Annotated in this window: 16 protein-coding genes; 8 read left to right on the top strand and 8 right to left on the bottom strand. The window is 43.6% G+C overall.

Annotated elements, in window-relative coordinates; translation table 11 throughout:
- The first annotated feature begins 275 nt into the window (after nucleotides 1-275).
- Nucleotides 276-824, top strand: a complete 549-nt coding sequence (locus FKN88_RS05235; protein ID WP_158138576.1) for a hypothetical protein — start codon at nucleotides 276-278, stop codon at nucleotides 822-824.
- Nucleotides 825-961: 137 nt separating this feature from the next.
- On the opposite strand, the gene FKN88_RS05230 is transcribed toward FKN88_RS05235, so the two are convergent.
- On the bottom strand, nucleotides 962-1,549 hold the full coding sequence (locus FKN88_RS05230; protein ID WP_154167867.1) for a TfoX/Sxy family DNA transformation protein: 588 nt from the start codon (nucleotides 1,547-1,549) through the stop codon (nucleotides 962-964).
- A gap of 352 nt (nucleotides 1,550-1,901) precedes the next feature.
- On the opposite strand from FKN88_RS05230, the gene FKN88_RS05225 reads away from it, so the two are divergent.
- The 4 genes from FKN88_RS05225 (at nucleotide 1,902) to FKN88_RS05210 (ending at nucleotide 6,830) form a co-directional block, all read left to right on the top strand.
- Nucleotides 1,902-2,822 carry an HDOD domain-containing protein gene (locus FKN88_RS05225; RefSeq protein ID WP_154167864.1) on the top strand — a complete coding sequence of 307 codons (921 nt, stop codon included), beginning with the start codon at nucleotides 1,902-1,904 and terminating at the stop codon, nucleotides 2,820-2,822.
- 53 nt (nucleotides 2,823-2,875) lie between these two features.
- On the top strand, nucleotides 2,876-3,781 hold the full coding sequence (locus FKN88_RS05220) for a lysine exporter LysO family protein (RefSeq protein ID WP_158138578.1): 906 nt from the start codon (nucleotides 2,876-2,878) through the stop codon (nucleotides 3,779-3,781).
- Between the two features lie 203 nt (nucleotides 3,782-3,984).
- Complete coding sequence (panP, locus tag FKN88_RS05215; protein ID WP_306687328.1) at nucleotides 3,985-5,637, top strand: pyridoxal-dependent aspartate 1-decarboxylase PanP; 1,653 nt, start codon at nucleotides 3,985-3,987, stop codon at nucleotides 5,635-5,637.
- Nucleotides 5,638-5,975: 338 nt separating this feature from the next.
- A complete protein-coding gene (locus FKN88_RS05210; protein WP_004395036.1) occupies nucleotides 5,976-6,830 on the top strand; it encodes a MurR/RpiR family transcriptional regulator in 855 nt (284 codons plus the stop codon).
- A gap of 81 nt (nucleotides 6,831-6,911) precedes the next feature.
- Here FKN88_RS05210 and FKN88_RS05205 read toward each other — a convergent pair whose 3' ends face one another.
- On the bottom strand, nucleotides 6,912-8,165 hold the full coding sequence (locus tag FKN88_RS05205; RefSeq protein WP_306687329.1) for an iron-containing alcohol dehydrogenase: 1,254 nt from the start codon (nucleotides 8,163-8,165) through the stop codon (nucleotides 6,912-6,914).
- 267 nt (nucleotides 8,166-8,432) lie between these two features.
- On the opposite strand from FKN88_RS05205, the gene FKN88_RS05200 reads away from it, so the two are divergent.
- Together FKN88_RS05200 and FKN88_RS05195 are read left to right on the top strand one after the other, a co-directional pair.
- Nucleotides 8,433-8,699 carry a GrxA family glutaredoxin gene (locus FKN88_RS05200; protein WP_004395034.1) on the top strand — a complete coding sequence of 89 codons (267 nt, stop codon included), beginning with the start codon at nucleotides 8,433-8,435 and terminating at the stop codon, nucleotides 8,697-8,699.
- A gap of 179 nt (nucleotides 8,700-8,878) precedes the next feature.
- Nucleotides 8,879-10,561 (top strand): aspartate:alanine antiporter, encoded by a 1,683-nt coding sequence (locus tag FKN88_RS05195; protein ID WP_004395033.1) that lies wholly within the window; start codon nucleotides 8,879-8,881, stop codon nucleotides 10,559-10,561.
- 101 nt (nucleotides 10,562-10,662) lie between these two features.
- Here FKN88_RS05195 and fabV read toward each other — a convergent pair whose 3' ends face one another.
- The 3 genes from fabV to FKN88_RS05180 all read right to left on the bottom strand — a co-directional run bounded on the left by fabV (nucleotide 10,663) and on the right by FKN88_RS05180 (nucleotide 15,084).
- Entirely contained in the window at nucleotides 10,663-11,865 is a 1,203-nt protein-coding gene (gene fabV / locus FKN88_RS05190) for an enoyl-ACP reductase FabV (RefSeq protein ID WP_154167853.1), read from the bottom strand.
- A gap of 248 nt (nucleotides 11,866-12,113) precedes the next feature.
- The gene (locus FKN88_RS05185) at nucleotides 12,114-14,396 is read right to left on the bottom strand and encodes an acyl-CoA dehydrogenase (protein ID WP_154167850.1); all 2,283 of its coding nucleotides are present in this window, start codon (nucleotides 14,394-14,396) and stop codon (nucleotides 12,114-12,116) included.
- Nucleotides 14,397-14,457: 61 nt separating this feature from the next.
- The gene (locus tag FKN88_RS05180) at nucleotides 14,458-15,084 is read right to left on the bottom strand and encodes a TetR/AcrR family transcriptional regulator (RefSeq protein WP_186461026.1); all 627 of its coding nucleotides are present in this window, start codon (nucleotides 15,082-15,084) and stop codon (nucleotides 14,458-14,460) included.
- 505 nt (nucleotides 15,085-15,589) lie between these two features.
- Here FKN88_RS05180 and FKN88_RS05175 point away from each other — a divergent pair.
- A complete protein-coding gene (locus FKN88_RS05175; RefSeq protein WP_154167845.1) occupies nucleotides 15,590-16,486 on the top strand; it encodes a pyridoxal-phosphate dependent enzyme in 897 nt (298 codons plus the stop codon).
- Between the two features lie 138 nt (nucleotides 16,487-16,624).
- On the opposite strand, the gene arsJ is transcribed toward FKN88_RS05175, so the two are convergent.
- Genes arsJ through FKN88_RS05160 form a run of 3 tightly spaced genes read right to left on the bottom strand, consistent with a single transcriptional unit; the run spans nucleotide 16,625 to nucleotide 19,412 of the window.
- Nucleotides 16,625-17,851 carry an organoarsenical effux MFS transporter ArsJ gene (gene arsJ / locus FKN88_RS05170; protein WP_154167843.1) on the bottom strand — a complete coding sequence of 409 codons (1,227 nt, stop codon included), beginning with the start codon at nucleotides 17,849-17,851 and terminating at the stop codon, nucleotides 16,625-16,627.
- A 54-nt stretch (nucleotides 17,852-17,905) separates the two neighbouring features.
- The gene (locus FKN88_RS05165) at nucleotides 17,906-18,400 is read right to left on the bottom strand and encodes a cyclin-dependent kinase inhibitor 3 family protein (RefSeq protein ID WP_154167841.1); all 495 of its coding nucleotides are present in this window, start codon (nucleotides 18,398-18,400) and stop codon (nucleotides 17,906-17,908) included.
- A gap of 10 nt (nucleotides 18,401-18,410) precedes the next feature.
- Entirely contained in the window at nucleotides 18,411-19,412 is a 1,002-nt protein-coding gene (locus tag FKN88_RS05160; RefSeq protein ID WP_154167840.1) for an ArsJ-associated glyceraldehyde-3-phosphate dehydrogenase, read from the bottom strand.
- Nucleotides 19,413-19,445: the final 33 nt, after the last annotated feature.

Below are 19,445 nucleotides of genomic sequence, written 5' to 3'. Positions count from 1 at the left end.
AAGATGGTCGCATTCTAAACAATATCATATTGATTTAGCTATTTTTTTATCAAGGTAACCCAATCTTGACATTTTTTGGTAGAGTTCGTCTCTATCAATCAATTATGATGTTATCACACTCGAAATAGTAATTGATTTAGTGTGTACCCAAGCCGCCCGTTCTATAAGCCGTATGCATTGGATTTGAAATCAGTTGCAACGTTTTCAATACTGCATCTTAATGTCGCTTGGGTATACTATGGAATTAATCATAAACAGATAGGTTTATTGTGACTATGCGCAAAACAATCATGGCAACCGCTTTACTTCTAACGTCGGCACACGCTTTGGCTCAAACGGATCCAAACAGTCCAACTGTGATGAGTAATTTTAACTACGAATATATCGAAGCTCGTTTCGGCGCTAGCCCTGCTACCTTCGGTGCAGCAATCAGTAAATCGATTCATCCTAATGCTCATATGATTGCCCGTATCGATTCTGAGTTTGAAAGTGATTACGATCTCGCCGCAGGTTTTGGCTTTCACGCACCGATTAATAATTGGGCAGATTTAACGGGAGAAATGTTATTCCGTTTACAAGATAAGAAAAGCTACGGCAGTGCAGATTCGGGAATGGAACTGAATTTAGGTGTTCGTCAGTGGTTAGGGCCACAACTTGAAGTCGGTGGAAAAGCAGGTTATGTCTCTATTGATGATCGCGACGATTGGATAGGTTCTGTTTACGCTCGTTTCCACTCAACGGAATTATTCTCACTCGGCGCAGAAGCCCGTTTCAATGATGCGTATGGTGACCAACTGATGCTTACGGCTCGATTTAAATACTAATTTTATACCCTTCTTACTTGAAGAAGCAGCGGTGTTGGCTGCAACTTCAAGTAGTTTGGATATACCACTCAGTTTAAGTACTCTGTGCGTTTCATAAAACAAGCCGACGTCTCTGACCTCGGCTTGTTTATTATTGCTCAACGAGCTTGGCAATATTCTAATAACTGACGTTTTTGTGGCTCTTGGAGTAGCTTCCAATGCACACCTTCAATCGCTCCAGCAAACTTCCACAGCAGCTTAACATCAACATCACTGCCATAAATTTTGCGAACCTTACTAAATACAGCAGGAGCGCCAAGTTTTACAAAAGTTTCCACATCGCTGACGCCGGCTTTTTTTACCATTCGCTCAAGAGTCAATTGCATATTAGGCAAGTCTCTTAACCGACGGCTCGCCTGCGATTTTTGAAAACTACGTTGCGAAATAGAATAAAAGATAGAACGTTGAATAATATCGTCTAATTGTGGATAACCTTGCTCGAAAAGTTGCGTAATATCATAGTAATTAACCGTTGCTGTGGTCTGCTTTTTCACATGACGGAATTTTTCACAGCCTAACTGGATTAATAATTCATCGAGTTCTTCACTACCACGAAGGAAAATCGCCCCCTCAGTTAACAATGCGTACATGGCTTCTTGTTGAAATAAGCCAATACCACCGAACATTGAGCGTTTTTGGTAGTCCCCAAACTTAATTACATAATCAAAAAATGTTGTCTCACTCATCTTGATAGATCCTTTAATCGTCGTCCCCGAGTCACAAAGATCACCAGATAGCAGCAAGTTATAGCGAATAAATTAGGTATACATCGCAAGCTTATTTTGACTACGTGCCTGCGTATTGATTTATGTACATGATAGTTAATTCCATAAAATAAGTCTGGACTTAACTCACATCCATCACTTGAAAAGCGTGTTAAAAAGCCACTGACTTCACAAAAACTTAATGTTGCATATCAGTCGTTATTCATTTAGTGCTTTATATTAGACGATAAAACCATTAAGACCTGTTTAATGGTTGCATCTCTTTATTAGCAATCGGTAAAATGGGGCGTCTTCCCGCTTTTGACCGGATGCGATGAACCATTTATCTTTTTACTGGCTTCCCGAAAATAAACACCTCCTTATCCAAGGATTGGAAAGTGAGTTTGCTCAACTGGTTAAATTTTCAATCAGTACAGGCAAGATTGCGCTTCCCCCTATCCCGGATGTGGTGTTGAAAATTCAACAATTATGCAGTATCGAATCCACCACGATCGCTGATGTGGCCGCCTGTCTAACCGACGATCCAAGCCTCGCAGCAGTAGTTATTCGAGTCGCAAACTCGGTGGTTTTTAATCGCCGAAATATTACCTGTCTGGACTTAAGCACTGCGGTTTCCCGCTTAGGTATTATACGCGTACGTGATATTGTCACCGCTCAAGCTATTGAGCAACTCAAGCATTCGATTAATCTAAGTACCGCGTGCAATAAAGTCCTGACCAATAGTGCGGCCATATCACGTGAATTTGGTGCCAGTATGGTTCTAGTTACTCAATGGTTTAAGCGTTTAGAACCGCAGCACTATCAACATTTAGAACAAGAGAAAGCTTTGTTGGTTGGTCTATTGGCCGATATCGGTCTGTTTTGCTTAGTGAATGAGTACCATCTTTACTTGGAAAATGGACACTACCTTGATCAAGACATTGCACTGCAGATTTTCCAATCGAACTGTTCGGCAACCAGTCAGCTAGTTTTAAAACATTGGGGATTTGATAACGATTTTCTCGAAGTGGCGAGTAACCAACCATTCATTGAGCATCGCCAAGAAGTCAGTTATCTTGATATCGCTCGCATCGCAAATCATCTGTTATTATTTCGTAAACAAGATGACGCTTTAGACGAGCATGAAGTGGAAATTAACACCACGGGCGCGGAAGTGCTTTACCATTTAAGTAACATGACGGACGTTGAATTTCGTTCTCAGTTACATGGCGTGATTAACGCCAGTGGTTTTTGACCCCCTTCCCCAGTCATCGTCAATACGAGCTGGGGTTACCTATTGAGGAATCTATGTTTTTAGGGATGCTATTTATTTTTGCCCCACTCGTTATCGGGTATCTTTTTTCTATTTCTCAGCCAGCAAAATTAACCTTACTCAACAAAGCAACGGTTTCTCTGGTTTATGTCGTCCTTTTCCTGATGGGGCTTAGCCTCGCTGCATTAGATAATTTAAGCGCTAATCTACAAGCAATTTTGCGTATTGCAGGCGTGTTTTTTCTTGCGATGGGGTGCTGTAACTTGTTAGCTCTTCCCTTGATTGATAAATGGTTTCCCATTGATAGCCAAGCGACACAAACCAAATTACCCTTATCAAGCATGGCGTTAGAATCAATTAAGCTGATTTTTGTCGTGGGCGCAGGTCTGCTGCTTGGCTTGGTTCTTGGTTTTGATTTATCTTGGGTAGAAAGTGCCAGTGAATGGATTTTATTTATTTTACTGTTTTTTATTGGCGTTCAATTAAGAAACAGTGGCTTAACATTGAAACAGATCTTATTGAATAAGCATGGCATGATCATCGCCTCAGTCGTCATTATTACCTGCTGGATAGGTGGGATCCTAGCGGCTTTCATTCTCGATATCCCAATCTATCGAGCATTAGCCATGGCCTCTGGGTTTGGCTGGTACTCATTGTCTGGAATTCTGATGGGCGATGCTTTTGGCCCAGTCTATGGTGGCGCTTCTTTTTTGATTGAGCTGATGCGTGAGTTAGTGGCACTGGCCTTAATACCGATGTTTATTGGTCGTAAGCCCTGCACTTCTATTGGCTACGCCGGAGCAACCGCCATGGATTTCACCCTGCCAGTGATCCAGACGACAGGGGGAGTACGCTGTGTTCCCATTGCGATTGTCAGTGGCTTTATCTTGAGTCTGTTAGTGCCGTTTTTAATGTTGTTATTTGTCTCTCTTGCAGGTTAACGCTCAAGAAACCGTTATAGCGCACTTTACAATGCATCAACATTTCATCAATATGCGTAACCCAATTAAGTGACTGAGTAAAGCGCGCCAATCGAACAAAGAACGAACCGCCAAGGCTATATAAATTACTGCAGGACAAGTTTTTTGTTTTGGTTTAGATTGCCTAGCTGACATTAATCAGTCTCAACAATAACGATATAACTATGGTATCAGAACATAAAATAGCGGATGCAAGCTTTGAGAGCCTTTTACGTATATTCACCGTACCAGAAGGACCAGATTCAACCCTGACTCGTATTGAAGAAGAATTGTCACGTAATTTAAACCAATTCTTACGTGAGCATATTGTGGCAGAAGAAAAGCCGCTTAAAGAGATAGAAAAAGACTTTTCCAATCCGCACATTCCTGAAGCGCCAGAGTTTGTCTCAGAGCATACTCAACATTTAATGGATACGTTAGTGGCTCAATCGGTGCATACGGCATCGCCCAGTTTCATTGGCCATATGACTTCAGCATTGCCTTATTTTTTAATGCCGCTGTCAAAAATCATGATTGCTTTGAATCAAAACTTAGTAAAAATTGAAACCTCGAAAGCGTTTACGCCACTTGAACGTCAAGTATTAGGCATGTTGCACCGTCTTATCTATGCTCAACAAGACGAGTTTTACCAACAATGGATGCACAGTGCCGCCCATTCTCTTGGCGCATTTTGTTCAGGGGGCACGATTGCTAACATTACCGCGCTCTGGGTCGCACGTAATAATGCACTGCAAGCGAGAAAGGGTTTTGGTGGCGTAGAAAAAGACGGCTTATTCAAAGCCATGCTCCACTATGGTTATCAAGGATTAGCGATTTTAGTCTCTGAGCGCGGCCACTATTCACTAAAAAAAGCTGCTGATATTTTGGGCATTGGCCAACAAGGCTTAGTCACTGTTCGTACTGATAATAATAATCGTCTTTGTCCCGATGATCTGCAGTTGAAGATTAACCAACTCAAATCACAAAATATTCATCCCTTTGCCGTTGTCGGTGTTGCAGGTACAACTGAGACGGGAAATGTCGACCCACTAAGAACCATCGGTGAAATTTGCCAAAAAGAGCAATGTCATTTTCATGTCGATGCCGCTTGGGGTGGTGCCACCTTAATGTCGAGTACCTATCGCCACTTGTTGGATGGTATTGAACTGGCCGATTCTGTAACCATTGATGCCCATAAGCAAATGTATATCCCAATGGGTGCCGGAATGGTGTTATTTAAAGACCCTCATGCAATGAATGCGATAGAACATCATGCGCAATATATTTTACGCAAAGGTTCTAAAGATTTAGGCAGTCATACCTTAGAAGGATCTCGTTCTGGGATGGCGATGCTTGTCTATGCGAGCATGCATATTATTAGTCGTGCAGGTTATCAACTATTAATTGATCAAAGCATTGAGAAAGCGCGTTATTTTGCTGATCTGATTCAATCACAAACAGATTTTGAACTCGTTTCAGAACCTGAGCTTTGCCTGCTCACTTATCGTTATGCTCCTGATAACGCGATAAAAGCACTGACAATCGCTGATGAAAAAGAGAGAATCGCACTGAATCATTTGCTGAATGAATTAACTAAATACATTCAGAAGAAACAGCGTGAAACAGGTAAATCGTTTGTTTCTCGCACACAACTCAATCCGGCACGTTGGCAAGGTTTAGATACCTTAGTCTTTCGTGTCGTATTGGCGAACCCGCTCACGACTAGGTCAATTTTACACTCGGTCTTGCAAGAGCAAAGGGACATAGCCCAAACAGCCACTCAATTACTTGCCCAGATAAATCAGTCGAGTCAAAGCATTATTAGCTCACAGGCTTAAAAACTCGGGCAAATTTGCAAAACAATAACGACGAATAAAAAGAAAGAAATAAATGAAAATTTCTTTCTTTTTATTGTAACTCGCCCATCATAATCCATCGATAAACGACGCTTTTAGCTCTTTTCGCCAATTAAAAGTGTAGTTTTCATGAAATTTAGTTTGAGGCTTGTCATATTCTCACTATTTGATAGTGTGTTTACTTTATGATTTATGACCGCTTGGGTTTATACTCGCGTCATGGCGTTGGTAAATGTGTCCCTTGTCGAAATAATTCATTTTCATGATGACAAGACACCTAAAAATCCCAATGAGTTGTTCTCTAGGCCCGCGTGAACACTATGAATACATTAGAAAAAATACAAAAAAATCTAGAAAATTTCAGCAAATCGGAACGTAAGGTAGCTGAAGTGATCATGGCTTCCCCGCAAACCGCGATCCATTCCAGTATTGCGACGCTGGCCAAAATGGCCGATGTTAGTGAACCAACGGTGAATCGCTTTTGTCGTCGACTCGATACCAAAGGTTTCCCTGATTTCAAGTTACACTTAGCGCAAAGTTTGGCAAATGGTACGCCTTACGTGAATCGCAATGTGGAAGAAGACGATGGACCTGATGCGTATACCCATAAGATCTTTGAATCGACCATGGCGTGTTTGGATGTGGCCAAAAATAGTCTCGATCCAATGCAAATTAACCGAGCCGTTGACCTATTAACGCAAGCGAAGCGCATTTCGTTTTTTGGTTTAGGCGCTTCATCCTCCGTTGCGCGTGATGCACAAAACAAATTCATTCGTTTTAATATTCCAATCTCTTGTTTTGAAGATATTGTTATGCAGCGGATGAGCTGTATTAACTGTACTGATAATGATGTGATCGTCCTTATTTCTCATACAGGACGGACAAAAAGCCAAGTCGAAATTGCTAATCTTGCACGAGAAAATGGCGCAACGGTTATTGCAATCACAGCAAAAGACTCGCCATTAGATAAAGCGAGTTCTTTATCGATTTGTCTTGATGTCCCTGAAGATACTGATGTTTACATGCCGATGGCGAGTCGAGTTGTGCAGATGACGGTGATAGATGTGTTGGCGACCGGTTTTACTTTACGCCGAGGTTCTGGTTTTAGAGAAAACCTCAAACGCGTCAAAGACGTGTTAAAAGACTCTCGCTACGATAAATTATCGCAGTTTTAATTCTTTTCTCTCCCCCAACCTAAAAATAGAATGGAGCTATTCATGGTCATAAGATGAATAGCTCCATTCTCTTTCTACTTTTTAGCTTCCTTGTTCACTTCCTTCGACAAGGCGAGAATTATAAATCCACTGCAATCTTTTCTCGGTAACCAAAGGCGGGATAATGTTCTGCGTTTCTGATTTAGAACATGAACAAACTTGACGTAAAATATACACTAACCTCTCATGAGTTAACGGTAGTGGATTGCCTTTGATCGCTTGTGAGCGCAGAGCATCCGTCGCAACTTGCTCGAAAGAAGTCGAACACACGCCAAATTGACTCAACGTCGGTAGTAGTAATTTGTCGAGCATCATTTGAACCCAAAGAATACTGTCATCAATATTGACATTTTTACGCTTCGTTAATAATTGAGCGATTCGGTAATAACGCTGTAAAACATCCGCTCGCTGAGCCTTTTTCGCCGCATGAATATTCTCTCTCATAACGTAAGGGGCAAGACGAGCGGTGATCACGCTGTGTGGCGCGTCGAGCTTACCTCCCAACGCAGAGGCCAATCCATACGCAGCACCTAGCTTAGCGTTAGTGATTGCCATCCCGCCCAACATCGCAGCAAAAGATAAATCCTCACGAGCAGGTTTATCATCCAGACAACACGCAGCAAGCGTTGAACGTGATAAACGGCGTAATCCCTCTTCACAGATCATATCCGTTAAAGGATTGGGATCACCACAAACGTAAGCCTCCATGAGATGAGTAAAAGCCTTCATTGCACCACGACCAGACGTATAACGATCGGTGCCATAGGTTAAACTCGGATCGATAATCGCCATGACTGCCAGCATCTCTGGGCTACGTAAACTCACTTTAACTTTATCTTGTCCAGATTTTAACACTGCGTTTTTCGTGACTTCAGAACCGGTACTGGCGGTGGTTGGAATCGCAATAAACGGCAGTGGCTTTGCTTTGAGTGGCACATTACGACCAACAACTTCAACATAATCATACACATTTCCTTGATTAGGAATAATCGCCGCTAAAGCTTTGCCCATATCTAAAACGCTACCACCACCGATAGCAATCACTACTTGTGGTCGAAAACGTCGTCCGACAATTGCCGCTTCTTCTACCATAGTAATATTGGGCTCGCCATAGATCGCAACATGTTGGTACGGCATCTTTTGCTGTTGCAAGTAATCACTGATCATTTGAGCGCGTTGCACGTTTTTACCTGAGACCAATAGAACGCTGTAACCGTATTGATTGATCAGCGATAGCGAGTGTTGCAGTGCACCCGCACCGAATACAATTCGATTCGATGTCATAAACTGAAACATGTGCCCTCCCCCAATCACTTTGATAGCATTCAGTGTGCTTTCCTTTGTAGAAAAATTTTTTGACTCAGTGCAACCTGTTGCTAAATAACTCAAACTTCATCTCAGACTATGCACGACATCACAATAGATGGCATGACTATCGCTGCTTTATTTAACTTGGGCATAAATTATCCAATCAATTTTACCTATTAAAACAACTGGTAAATGACACTTTATTTCCTAATTCGAATCGGGCATAGTGGCGCAAACGAAACAGAGGAGAAAGTGATGTTCGTAGTGATTTTTGGCCGCCCGGCTTGCCCATATTGTGTCCGTGCAAAAGAGCACGCAGAAACCTTAAAAGCGAAACGTGATGACTTCAACTACCGTTATGTTGATATTCATGAAGAAGGTATTACTAAAGCCGATCTAGAAAAAACCGTGGGTAAACCGGTTGAAACGGTGCCACAAATTTTTATTGATCAAGAGCATATTGGCGGCTGCACTGAATTTGAAGCCTATGCAAAAGAGCATTTAGGTCTATTTGACGAATAAGCTTTCGATACACCATTTCTAATCTTAGTCAACCCGCTGATGTTTAGCGGGTTTTTTAATGGATTATTTATTAAAAAATGACCTTGCCCTGAAAAAATTCACTTATCTTTTTGCCTATTTACGATACAATCGTCACAATTTAATCATCCTCCCCTTGCATGCCAACATTGAGCTAAATTGTGAATATCGACGTCGTACTGTTGTTAGAACAAAATCCCATCTTATTGATCTTCGTTGTCCTCGCCATTGGCTTGGCCTTTGGCAAAATTCGCTTTGGCAGTTTGCAATTAGGCAACTCCATCGGTGTGTTGATCACGTCTTTAGTGATGGGGCATTTGGGCTTCTCGTTTAATGCCGAAGCATTAACGATTGGTTTCATGTTGTTTATTTATTGTGTGGGGATTGAAGCGGGACCAAACTTCTTTGGTATCTTCTTTCGTGATGGTAAACACTACTTAATTTTAAGTTTAGTGGTGTTAGTCACTGCCACCAGTTTAACCTATTCCGCCAGCCATTTTTTTAATCTCGATTACGGCTTAGCCGCGGGGATGATGGCCGGAGCGTTAACGTCGACTCCAGTGTTGGTTGGCGCACAGGATGCCCTGAACTCTGGGCTAGCCAATATTCCTCGTAATATGGATCTGACCTTGATTTTAGAAAATGTCTCGGTCGGCTATGCGATGGCTTATCTGATTGGCCTGATCAGTATGATCATGTTTGCAAAGTTACTGCCTAAATTACAAAAACAAAATCTCTCTGATTCAGCGCAACAAATTGCTCAAGAACGGGGAATTGGCGGCAGCGGACAACGTAAGGTCTATTTGCCGATCATTCGTGCTTATCGGGTTGGCCCTGAGCTAACCAATTGGATTGATGGCAGAAATTTACGAGAGCTTGGTATCTATCGTCAAACTGGATGCTATATCGAGCGTATTCGTCGTAATGGTATTCTTGCCCACCCTGATGGTGATGCCATTTTGCAAGAAGGCGATGAAATTGCCTTAGTCGGTTTTCCTGACAGTCATGCGCGCCTTGATCCAAGCTTTCGTAATGGTAAAGAAGTGTTTGATAGAAACTTACTTGACCTACGGATCACTGAAGAAGAAATTGTCGTCAAAAGTGACAGTATTGCCGGAAAAAGGTTGTCTGATTTAAACCTCTCGGAATATGGCTGTTTCTTGAACCGCGTGGTGCGCGCACAAATTGAAATGCCGATGGATCTCGATATTGTGCTGGCGAAAGGCGATGTACTTCAGGTCAGTGGAGAAAAAAGTCGCGTTAAAGGTCTAGCCGAACGAATCGGCTTTATCTCCATTCATAGTCAGATGGCCGATCTCATGGCTTTTTGTAGCTTTTTCATTTTAGGAATTCTCTTTGGCTTAATTACCATGACCTTTGGCCAAGTCTCCTTTAGCCTAGGCAATGCCGTCGGCCTGCTTTTGTCCGGTATATCGCTTGGTTTTTTACGAGCCAACCATCCAACCTTTGGTTATGTCCCGCAAGGTGCATTAAACATGGTCAAAGATCTAGGACTGATGATATTTATGGTGGGTATCGGCTTAAGCGCTGGCGGACGGATGTTTGAACACTTAACCGAAGTTGGTCCGCAAGTGATTGGCTTAGCGTTTATCGTGAGTGTTGTCCCCGTGGTCTTTGCTTATTTGGTCGGAGCCTACCTATTAAAAATGAATCGTGCTTTACTTTTTGGAGCGATCATTGGCGCTCGTACCTGCGCACCGGCGATGGATATCGTCAATGATTATGCCAAATCGACCATCCCAGCGCTTGGCTATGCAGGCACTTACGCGATTGCCAATATTTTGATGACGCTTGCTGGTACCATTTTGATCATTCTCAGCTAAAACGGTTCAATCAATGAGTATCGTTAAAAGGAATAAAAGCTAAACAAAAAAGGCGCATAAAGCGCCTTTTTTACTATCTTTACTATCAGAACGGATATCGATTAGATATCGATCACATCAAACTCAACTTCTGGACTGACATCGGCATCGTAATCAACACCCTCAACACCAAAGCCAAACAGCTTAAGGAACTCTTCTTTATAAAGCTCATAGTCTGTTAACGTCTTTAGGTTTTCAGTCGTGATTTGCGGCCATAACTCACGGCAGTGCTGCTGAATGTCTTCACGCAACTCCCAATCATCGAGACGCAGACGGTTATGATCGTCCGTTTCTGGTGCTGAACCATCGTTTTTATACAAACGCTGGCTGAACAAACGATAGATTTGCTCCATACACCCTTCGTGGATGCCTTCTTCACGCATTTTCTTAAAGACCATTGCGATGTATAACGGCATGACAGGAATCGCCGAGCTGGCTTGAGTGACAACCGACTTTAACACGGCCACATTAGCGCTACCTTGCTTAGCGGCTAATTTTTCATTTAATGCTTGCGCTGCGCGATCTAAATCCATCTTCGCACGACCCAATGCACCATCCCAATAAATTGGCCAAGTCAGCTCAGTACCGATGTAGCTATAAGCGACTGTTTTACAACCGTCCGCTAAAACGCCCGCATCATCAAGCGCTTGCATCCACAACTCCCAATCTTGACCGCCCATCACAGTGATGGTGTCGTTGATTTCTTGTTCAGTGGCAGGTTCAACGCTGGCTTCGATAATGATGTCTTTATTGGTATCAACCGCAGTAGCGGTGTAGGTTTCACCGATTGGTTTCAGGGCCGAACGAACCACTTCACCGCTATCTGGCATCTTGCGTACCGGAGAGGCCAATGAATAAACCACTAAATCAATTTGACCTAGGTCTTGTTTGATCAACTCAATGGCTTTTTGCTTAGCTTGATCAGAAAAGGCGTCACCATTGAGGCTCTTGGCATATAAACCTTCTTGGTGAGCTAACTTATCAAACGCGGCCGCATTGTAAAACCCAGCGGTTCCGGTTTTCTTTTCCGTACCCGGTTTTTCAAAAAAGACGCCAATCGTTGCAGCACCACCAGCAAAGGCGGCAGCAATACGTGAAGATAAGCCGTAGCCACTAGAGGAGCCAACGACCAGCACACGTTTGGGTGCATTCTTAATCGAGCCTTGTGCTTTAGTATAAGCAATTTGTTCTTTTACGTTCGCTTCACAGCCCACTGGATGAGTGGTTGTGCAAATGAATCCACGAATTTTAGGTTTGATGATCATATTCAACTTCCTTCAAAAATCTCGGTTAGGATAAAAGTTTCAGCGCCACTTCGCATCTTATTTCTGCCCAAAAGCACTTTTTTACTGAGTGGTTGGAGCTGTTCTTAACCTAAATGGTTCAGGATCATCCTATCTTAAACACGCAAGACAAGACCAATCACAAAAAATCAGCGCTACTGTACCACTAACAGCAAAAAAATAAGGCCTCAAAAGAGGCCTTAAGACATTAGCAAATTGAATAGGATGAGTTATGCCACATTATTCAGTTTTGGTGGATTAACGTTGTGAGTGCGCACTTCGCTTAAGTCGTGGCTGAAATGGTCCACTTGAATCGCTTTCGAACGCAGTTTGTCTGCGGCTAAAATCGCTTCAACTTCATTTTCAGTCAAGACACCAGCCGCTTTCGCTTGAGCAAGACGCTCAGTCAAAGGTCCTTTACGAGCCACTTTACCTTCTTTCACCGCTTTATTCATTTGTCGCTCTAATCCTTTAACGCTATACATAGCAAGGAAAGCTTTTTCCATTAAGCCGACGCTATCATCTTCATCTTTGCCGATGTAACACAAATGGGTTAAGCGATCACGATGCGCTCCCGGCGTCATTAAACTTTCGGCAATCTTGACGGTAAGTGTATCGCTAGGCGCTTGATAGTGATTACCAAGTGGGAATATCAATCCTTTTAATAATCCACCGACCGCTTTAATCGGATAATTACGATAAGTATCACTCAGGGCTTTGGAAGCATGATGTAAACAGTGTTGCATCGCGTAGTGCACGTAATCGAGATCCGCTTGTTGACGGCCTTCATCTTCGTAACGCTTTAGAACCGCTGACCCCATATAAAGGAAGCTCAGTGCATCCCCCAAACGCGCAGAGATCATCTCTTTACGTTTCAACTCACCACCCAGAGTCAACATGGCAAAGTCGGCGCTAACCGCTAAGGCACGGCTTAAACGAGTCATTTCTTTATAATACCCTTGGGTCGGCCCACTCATCTCCGCTTTGATGAATCGTGAACCCGTCAGAGCAGCACCAAAAGCACCAAAGGTATTTTTGACTGCATGACCAATGTGTTTAAACAATAACTTATCAAAATCTTTCGCGGCTTGTTCGCTATCTGGGTTAGCAGCCGCTTCCATCTCTTTAAGAACATAAGGGTGACAACGCGTCGCACCTTGACCAAAGATCATCAGGTTACGGGTCAGGATATTGGCCCCTTCCACCGTAATCGCAACGGGAACTCCGAGGTAATGGGTCGATAGATAATTCATAGGCCCATCTTGAATTGCACGCCCTGAATGAATATCCATTGAATCATTTAAGATAGTTCGCGCCATTTCTGTCATATGGTATTTAGCAATCGCGGTAATGATCCCAGGACGCTCTTTCATATCGAGAGAGGTTGTTGTCAAGGTGCGTGTCGCTTCGAGTAGGTAAGTCAAACCACCAATTCGACCGAGCGCTTCTGCAACGCCTTCAAACTTACCGATCGACATACCAAACTGCTTACGAACATAAGCATAAGCTCCTGTAGTACGAGAAGTGAGGTGACCAATCGCCGTACCGAGAGCCGGTAAAGAAATACCCCGCCCAGCAGAAAGACATTCAACCAGCATACGCCAGCCTTTACCAGCATAGTCCACGCCACCAATCAGCCATTCCATCGGAATAAAGACATCATTACCACGAGTTGGTCCGTTCATAAACGCTAAACCGAGCGGATCATGACGCTCACCAATTTCCACACCGGTATGGTTGGCTGGAATTAAGGCACAAGTAATACCGAGCTCTTTTTTATCACCGAGCAGTCCATCCGGATCGTTCAGTTTAAACGCTAAACCAAGAACGGTAGCAACGGGGGCAAGCGTAATATAACGTTTGTTCCACGTTAAACGAATACCTAAGACTTCTTTACCTTCATGCTTGCCGTAGCACACGATACCTTGATCAGGAATGCCGCCAGCATCGGAGCCTGCTTCTGGACCCGTTAATGCAAAACAAGGAATGTCGGTACCATCAGCTAAACGTGGCAACCAATAATCTTTCTGCTCTTGAGTACCATAATGAGAAAGCAGTTCACCAGGGCCTAGAGAGTTAGGCACCATCACGGTAACGGCAGCACTGATACTGCGCGTCGCAATACGCGATACGATGGTTGAATTGGCCAATGCCGAGAATTCACGGCCACCATATTCTTTAGAAATAATTAATGAGAAGAAGCGCTCTTTACGCAGATAATCCCATACCTCTTTGGGTAGGTCACGATCGTGTTTGATGATTTTATGGTCATCAATCATACCGAGTAGCGTTTCAAGCTCATTATCCATGAATGATTGCTCTTCCGCCGTGAGAGTTGGCTTAGGATAATGATGTAGCGTTGTAAAGTTAGGCTTACCAGAGAACAACTCCCCATCCCACCATACACTTCCGGCTTCCATGGCTTCTTTTTCGGTTGCAGACAGCGGAGGCAACACTTGCTTAAAGAGTTTGAAAGCGGGGTCACTAATCCATTTTCTTCTTAGAGAGCTCATAATTCCGATCCTTTTGTTCACTGGTTAAGATTTATACTTATTATAGTTTCGTTTGGTTCAATTATTTGGCCGCCACTCCAGCAGCCAAATAAGGAATAATCTGGTCAATCATGGAGTTAGCGTCAACTTTAGTCGCAAAATCATTTTCAGCTATTTGCGCTAAAGCTTGGCTGGATGCCATGGTAAAAACACAGGTCCCAAGGGTAAAATGCAGCCGCCAAAACAGCGTCTCACGAGTTAAATTGGGGTTTGCCTTCATCACTGACTGAGTAAATAAGCTGAGAACGTCGTCATAACGAGTGGTGATAAACCAACGTAAATGACCTTGTACATCGGTATAACCTCGGCCAATCAACAGCATGAAACGACTGGTACCGCTTGGGCGTATTTGACTCAACGCTTTTAAGGGACCACGTAACGATTCAAAGACTTCTTCCATGCTGTAACTTTCTTGCTCATTCAACGCCATTAATGACTGTTTAACAGCTGGCATAAATGCTTCTAAGTAACGATTTAGTACCGCTCGTACCAGCGTTTTTTTATCACCAAAGTGATAATTCACCGACGCCAGATTGACGTTAGCTTTACTAGTAATGGTACGAAGAGAGGTATCATTAAAACCATGCTCAGCAAATAGCCCTTCTGCTACATCGAGTATTTTTTCTTTGGTACTGCTCTTAGGGGCCATTTCAATCATCCGTATCAAACAACTGTTTGAAATATACCTTTGAAACACGAGATTAACAAGCAATTAACATCACACTTTTTAAACATGGTCCGACCAGATAGTCGCCATCCTATAAAATCCGTGATAAATCAACATAACTTCTCTGCATTTCAGGTTCTCGAGCAAGAACAAGGAAAATAATCATTTTTTTTTGAACATTTTTCTATTATTTGGGAACTCTTTGTTATTCATCCAGTCTGACTTAGTGTAGTTGGTAGAGCATTCAGAGTTTTACGGCCGTCGAACTTTCTTGGTCACTAGCAACTACACGATACCGATACGACTTGAAGGTTGAGCGAATCCCGTCGATGCTTCAAGTGGCAAGGTAAATGCTGCTTTTTCCTTATTAACTCCTATGTTTGTATCCGCCCAGTTCATTTTGTTCTGGGCTTTTTTTGCACCTCATACCGCTAATGGCTAAGAAAGCGTATAATGCTCTGCTGACTTGTTAATACCCCATGAATTCATGAAGCTCTCTCATAGCCCAATCACCCAGCATCGCTTTCAAGGTGTGGATTTCTATTTAAAACGTGATGATAAATTGCATCCACAATTTTGCGGCAATAAAGCGCGTAAATTTCTTGGTCTACTCGAATTGGAAGCGCCGGCGATCACCACTTTAATTAGCTATGGATCCGTGCAAGCCAATTCTTTGTATTCATTGGCAGGACTCGCAGCGATTCGTGGTTGGAAATTAGAATATTATGTTCATCGGATCCCTAAGTGGCTCCAACAACGGCCAATCGGTAACTATCGGGCCGCGCTCGAACTGGGTGCGCAAGTGATGACGACGGAAAATGAGGCGATCAATCATCCACACGATCATATCGTGCAAGTGCGTCAGCCTGATGAGCACTGCCTCTTTATTGAAGAAGGAGGACGCTCTCCTTTGGCTGAGTATGGCGTTAAGCAACTCGCTCTTGAATTACTCGAATGGATTCAACAGCAGCCAAAACAGCACTGGATTATCGCTTTGCCATCAGGCACCGGAGCGACCTCGCTCTACCTGCAAAAGGCACTGCAACCTCATGATATCCAAGTGATTACTTGTCCTTGTGTCGGTGGTGCGGACTATTTACGCCAACAGTGGCAACAACTCGCAGATACCCTTTATCCAACGATTATCGAACCTTCGCGTAAACATCACTTTGGCCATTTATATCGCGAGGATTATCAAATTTGGCAGCAGCTCTATGAGCAAACTCATGTTGAGTTTGATTTGCTGTACGACCCATTGATGTGGCGCTGTTTACTTGATTGGCTACCGAACAACCAACAATATTCGTTGATCTATATTCATCAAGGCGGTTTGTTAGGCAATGAAAGTATGCTACCTCGTTATCAGCGTTTGTGTGGGGAATAAAGGATAGAACGAGAAAACGTCTACCGCCGACAGAGATACTGTGAAAGCAAAAAAGTAGAAGCTGCAGTTTGATGGGGTAGCATACCAACGGTTATCCATCTAACTGCAGCCTCAACGAACAAGCTCATGCCAGTCAATTTAGGTCGCTAATCTATCCTGTGGTTTGACTTTTGGTAAGCCAATCGAAATTAAGGTGGTCAGTAATAAGAAAGCAAAAGAAACCCATAAGCACGCGGCTAATCCCCACTCTTGAAATATCCAACCAGATAAAATGGTGCCAATCAAACGCCCCATCGCATTGGCCATGTAGTAAAAACCAACATCCAATGACACGCCATCTCCCTTGGCATAACTGACAATTAAATAAGAATGCAAGGATGAGTTAACCGCGAAAATCGCACCAAAAAGTAATAATCCCCCGATGATGACCATTTGCGGATGCCATTGGACCTGAATACTGTAAGCAATCACTCCGGTCACTAAAGCCAATAAGGCGGCCCACCCCATGGCGGAACGTCCATCCGGTACTTGACCAGAAGCACTACCGGTGATTTTCGGCGCAAACCCTTGGATAACACCATAGCCAATGACCCACAAGGCTAAAAATCCGCCCACGGCACTGTGATCCCAGCCAAATACACTACCAAGATAAATTGGTAAAGCGATCACAAACCAGACATCACGGGCTCCGAATAAGAACATCCGCGCCGCCGATAAAATATTCACGCTACGTGATTTGGAAAAAATTTCTGAAAATTTGGGTTTATTTTTGGCTTTGCCAATATCGGCTTGTAGACTAACGATGCTGCCAACAAAGACGGCCAATAATACGCCAGCCATCGCCAGCACTGCATATTGAAAACCGATCAGCGAGAGCAAGACACCACCAAGGAAAAAACCGGCTCCCTTCAACGCATTTTTTGACCCAGTCAGAATAGCTATCCATTTATATAACGCCCCTTGTGCATCATCTGGAAGCAACGTTTTAATGGCACTTTTTGCGCTCATCTTATTGAGATCTTTGGCAATACCAGAGAGCGCTTGTGCTGCCATCACTAACGGGATCGTCAACCACGCGGCTGGTACGGCTAACATTAATAACGCGATGATTTGCATCCCTAAGCCAATATTCATGGTGCGATTTAAGCCAAGCCTTGCACCAAGCCAGCCACCAATTAAGTTGGTCACCACGCCAAAAAATTCATAGAACAAAAATAACGAAGCGATCGCTAACGTCGAATAACCTAAATCATAAAAATACAGCACCACCAACATGCGCAATGCGCCATCGGTAATGGTAAAATTCCAGTAATTGAACGTCACCAGCATATATTGACGAACATTGTGATTGAATTGGGACAACATGGATGATCACTCTTTTTGAAAAAGAGCTGCATCAATGCAGCTCTTACTAGGGGGTTATTGACCGACAAACTGATGAATATAATCGACCTGATCCGCTTTAGTGAAAGCACCTGGACGCAAAGCCTGCACCTTGGCAATGATCGTTTCCAGTGGCCAGCCCTTCTCAAGCAAAACATGAGCGGCTAATAATCCCGTACGACCCGAGCCCCCCATACAGTGCAACGCCACTTTATCACCATGACCTAAGGCTTTATGTACTAAAGGCGCAATGTGTTGCCAGCGAACATGGAACGCTTCATCCGGTGCACAATCATCAGCGATTGGGGCATGTAACCAAAGCAATCCGGCTTTCTCTACCTCTTCTGGCAATTGGCCAACGCCATGTTCTTGCATCTCTTGTTGGCTCAGCGCGGTCACCACAACCGTGACTCCTTGCGCCTTTAATTGTGCGATACTTTCGGTCAGCGCCGTTTGTTTTGTGCCCGGACAAGGCGTGAGGATCAGCCCGGCTTGATCGGTAATCGGCAGTTCCCAAGTTGGATGTGTCATTGTCTTTTCCTTATACTGAGCCAACGTTACGCACCAGTTCAGCGGTACGCGTTGCGTAGCCCATTTCGTTATCGTACCAAGCGTAAATTTTCACCATCCGTTTACCCACCACCATGGTTGATAGCGCATCAACAATCGTTGAACGCTGATCGCCTTTATAATCAATCGACACCAATGGACGCGTTTCAAAACCTAAAATACCTTTCAGTTCATTCTCTGATGCCGCTTTAAGCAAAGTATTTACCTCATCAGCAGTGGTATCACGTTTAACATCAAAAATAATATCGGTCAGTGATGCATTAGCCAGTGGTACTCGTACCGCATGACCATTAATTTTGTCTTTCAGATCAGGGAATATTTCGACAATCGCGGTTGCTGAGCCGGTCGTTGTTGGGATAAGGCTCATCCCACACGCACGAGCACGGCGCAGATCTTTATGCGGCGCATCTAAAATGGTTTGCGTATTGGTTAAATCGTGAATGGTCGTAAATGAGGATTGCTCGATGCCTAATTTTTCATGGATCACTTTAACAATCGGTGCAATGCAGTTGGTCGTGCACGATGCCGCCGTAACAATTCGGTGTTGATCTGGGTTAAAAATATGATCGTTAACACCGACGACAATGTTCGCTACACCCGGCTCTTTTACTGGAGCGGAAACGACGACTCGCTTAACACCTTGAGCAAGATACAGATTAAGTAACTCCGTTTTACGATGTTTACCCGTTGCTTCAATCACCACATCACAACCTGACCAATCTACGGCATCAATGGCTTTTTGTTGAGAGGTTTGAATCTTATGTTGACCAATCATGATGCTGTCGCCATCTGCCAAGACAGGGTGATGCCAACGACCTTGCACAGAGTCAAACTCCAATAAGTGTGCCAACGTTGCCGCATCGCCAGCTACATCATTGATCTGCACAAATTCCAGCTCTGGCCAATCATAAGCCGCGCGCAATGCCAAACGGCCAATACGGCCAAAACCGTTAATTCCTACTTTAATCGTCATGATTTATTTCCTTAATAATGATGAATTTATCCA

The organism is Vibrio sp. 2017_1457_13, from assembly GCF_030851525.1.
GTDB classification, from domain to species: Bacteria; Pseudomonadota; Gammaproteobacteria; order Enterobacterales; family Vibrionaceae; genus Vibrio; species Vibrio metschnikovii.
The sequence above is the reverse complement of the archived record's forward strand: the minus strand, read 5'-3'. Positions and strand labels throughout refer to the sequence as shown.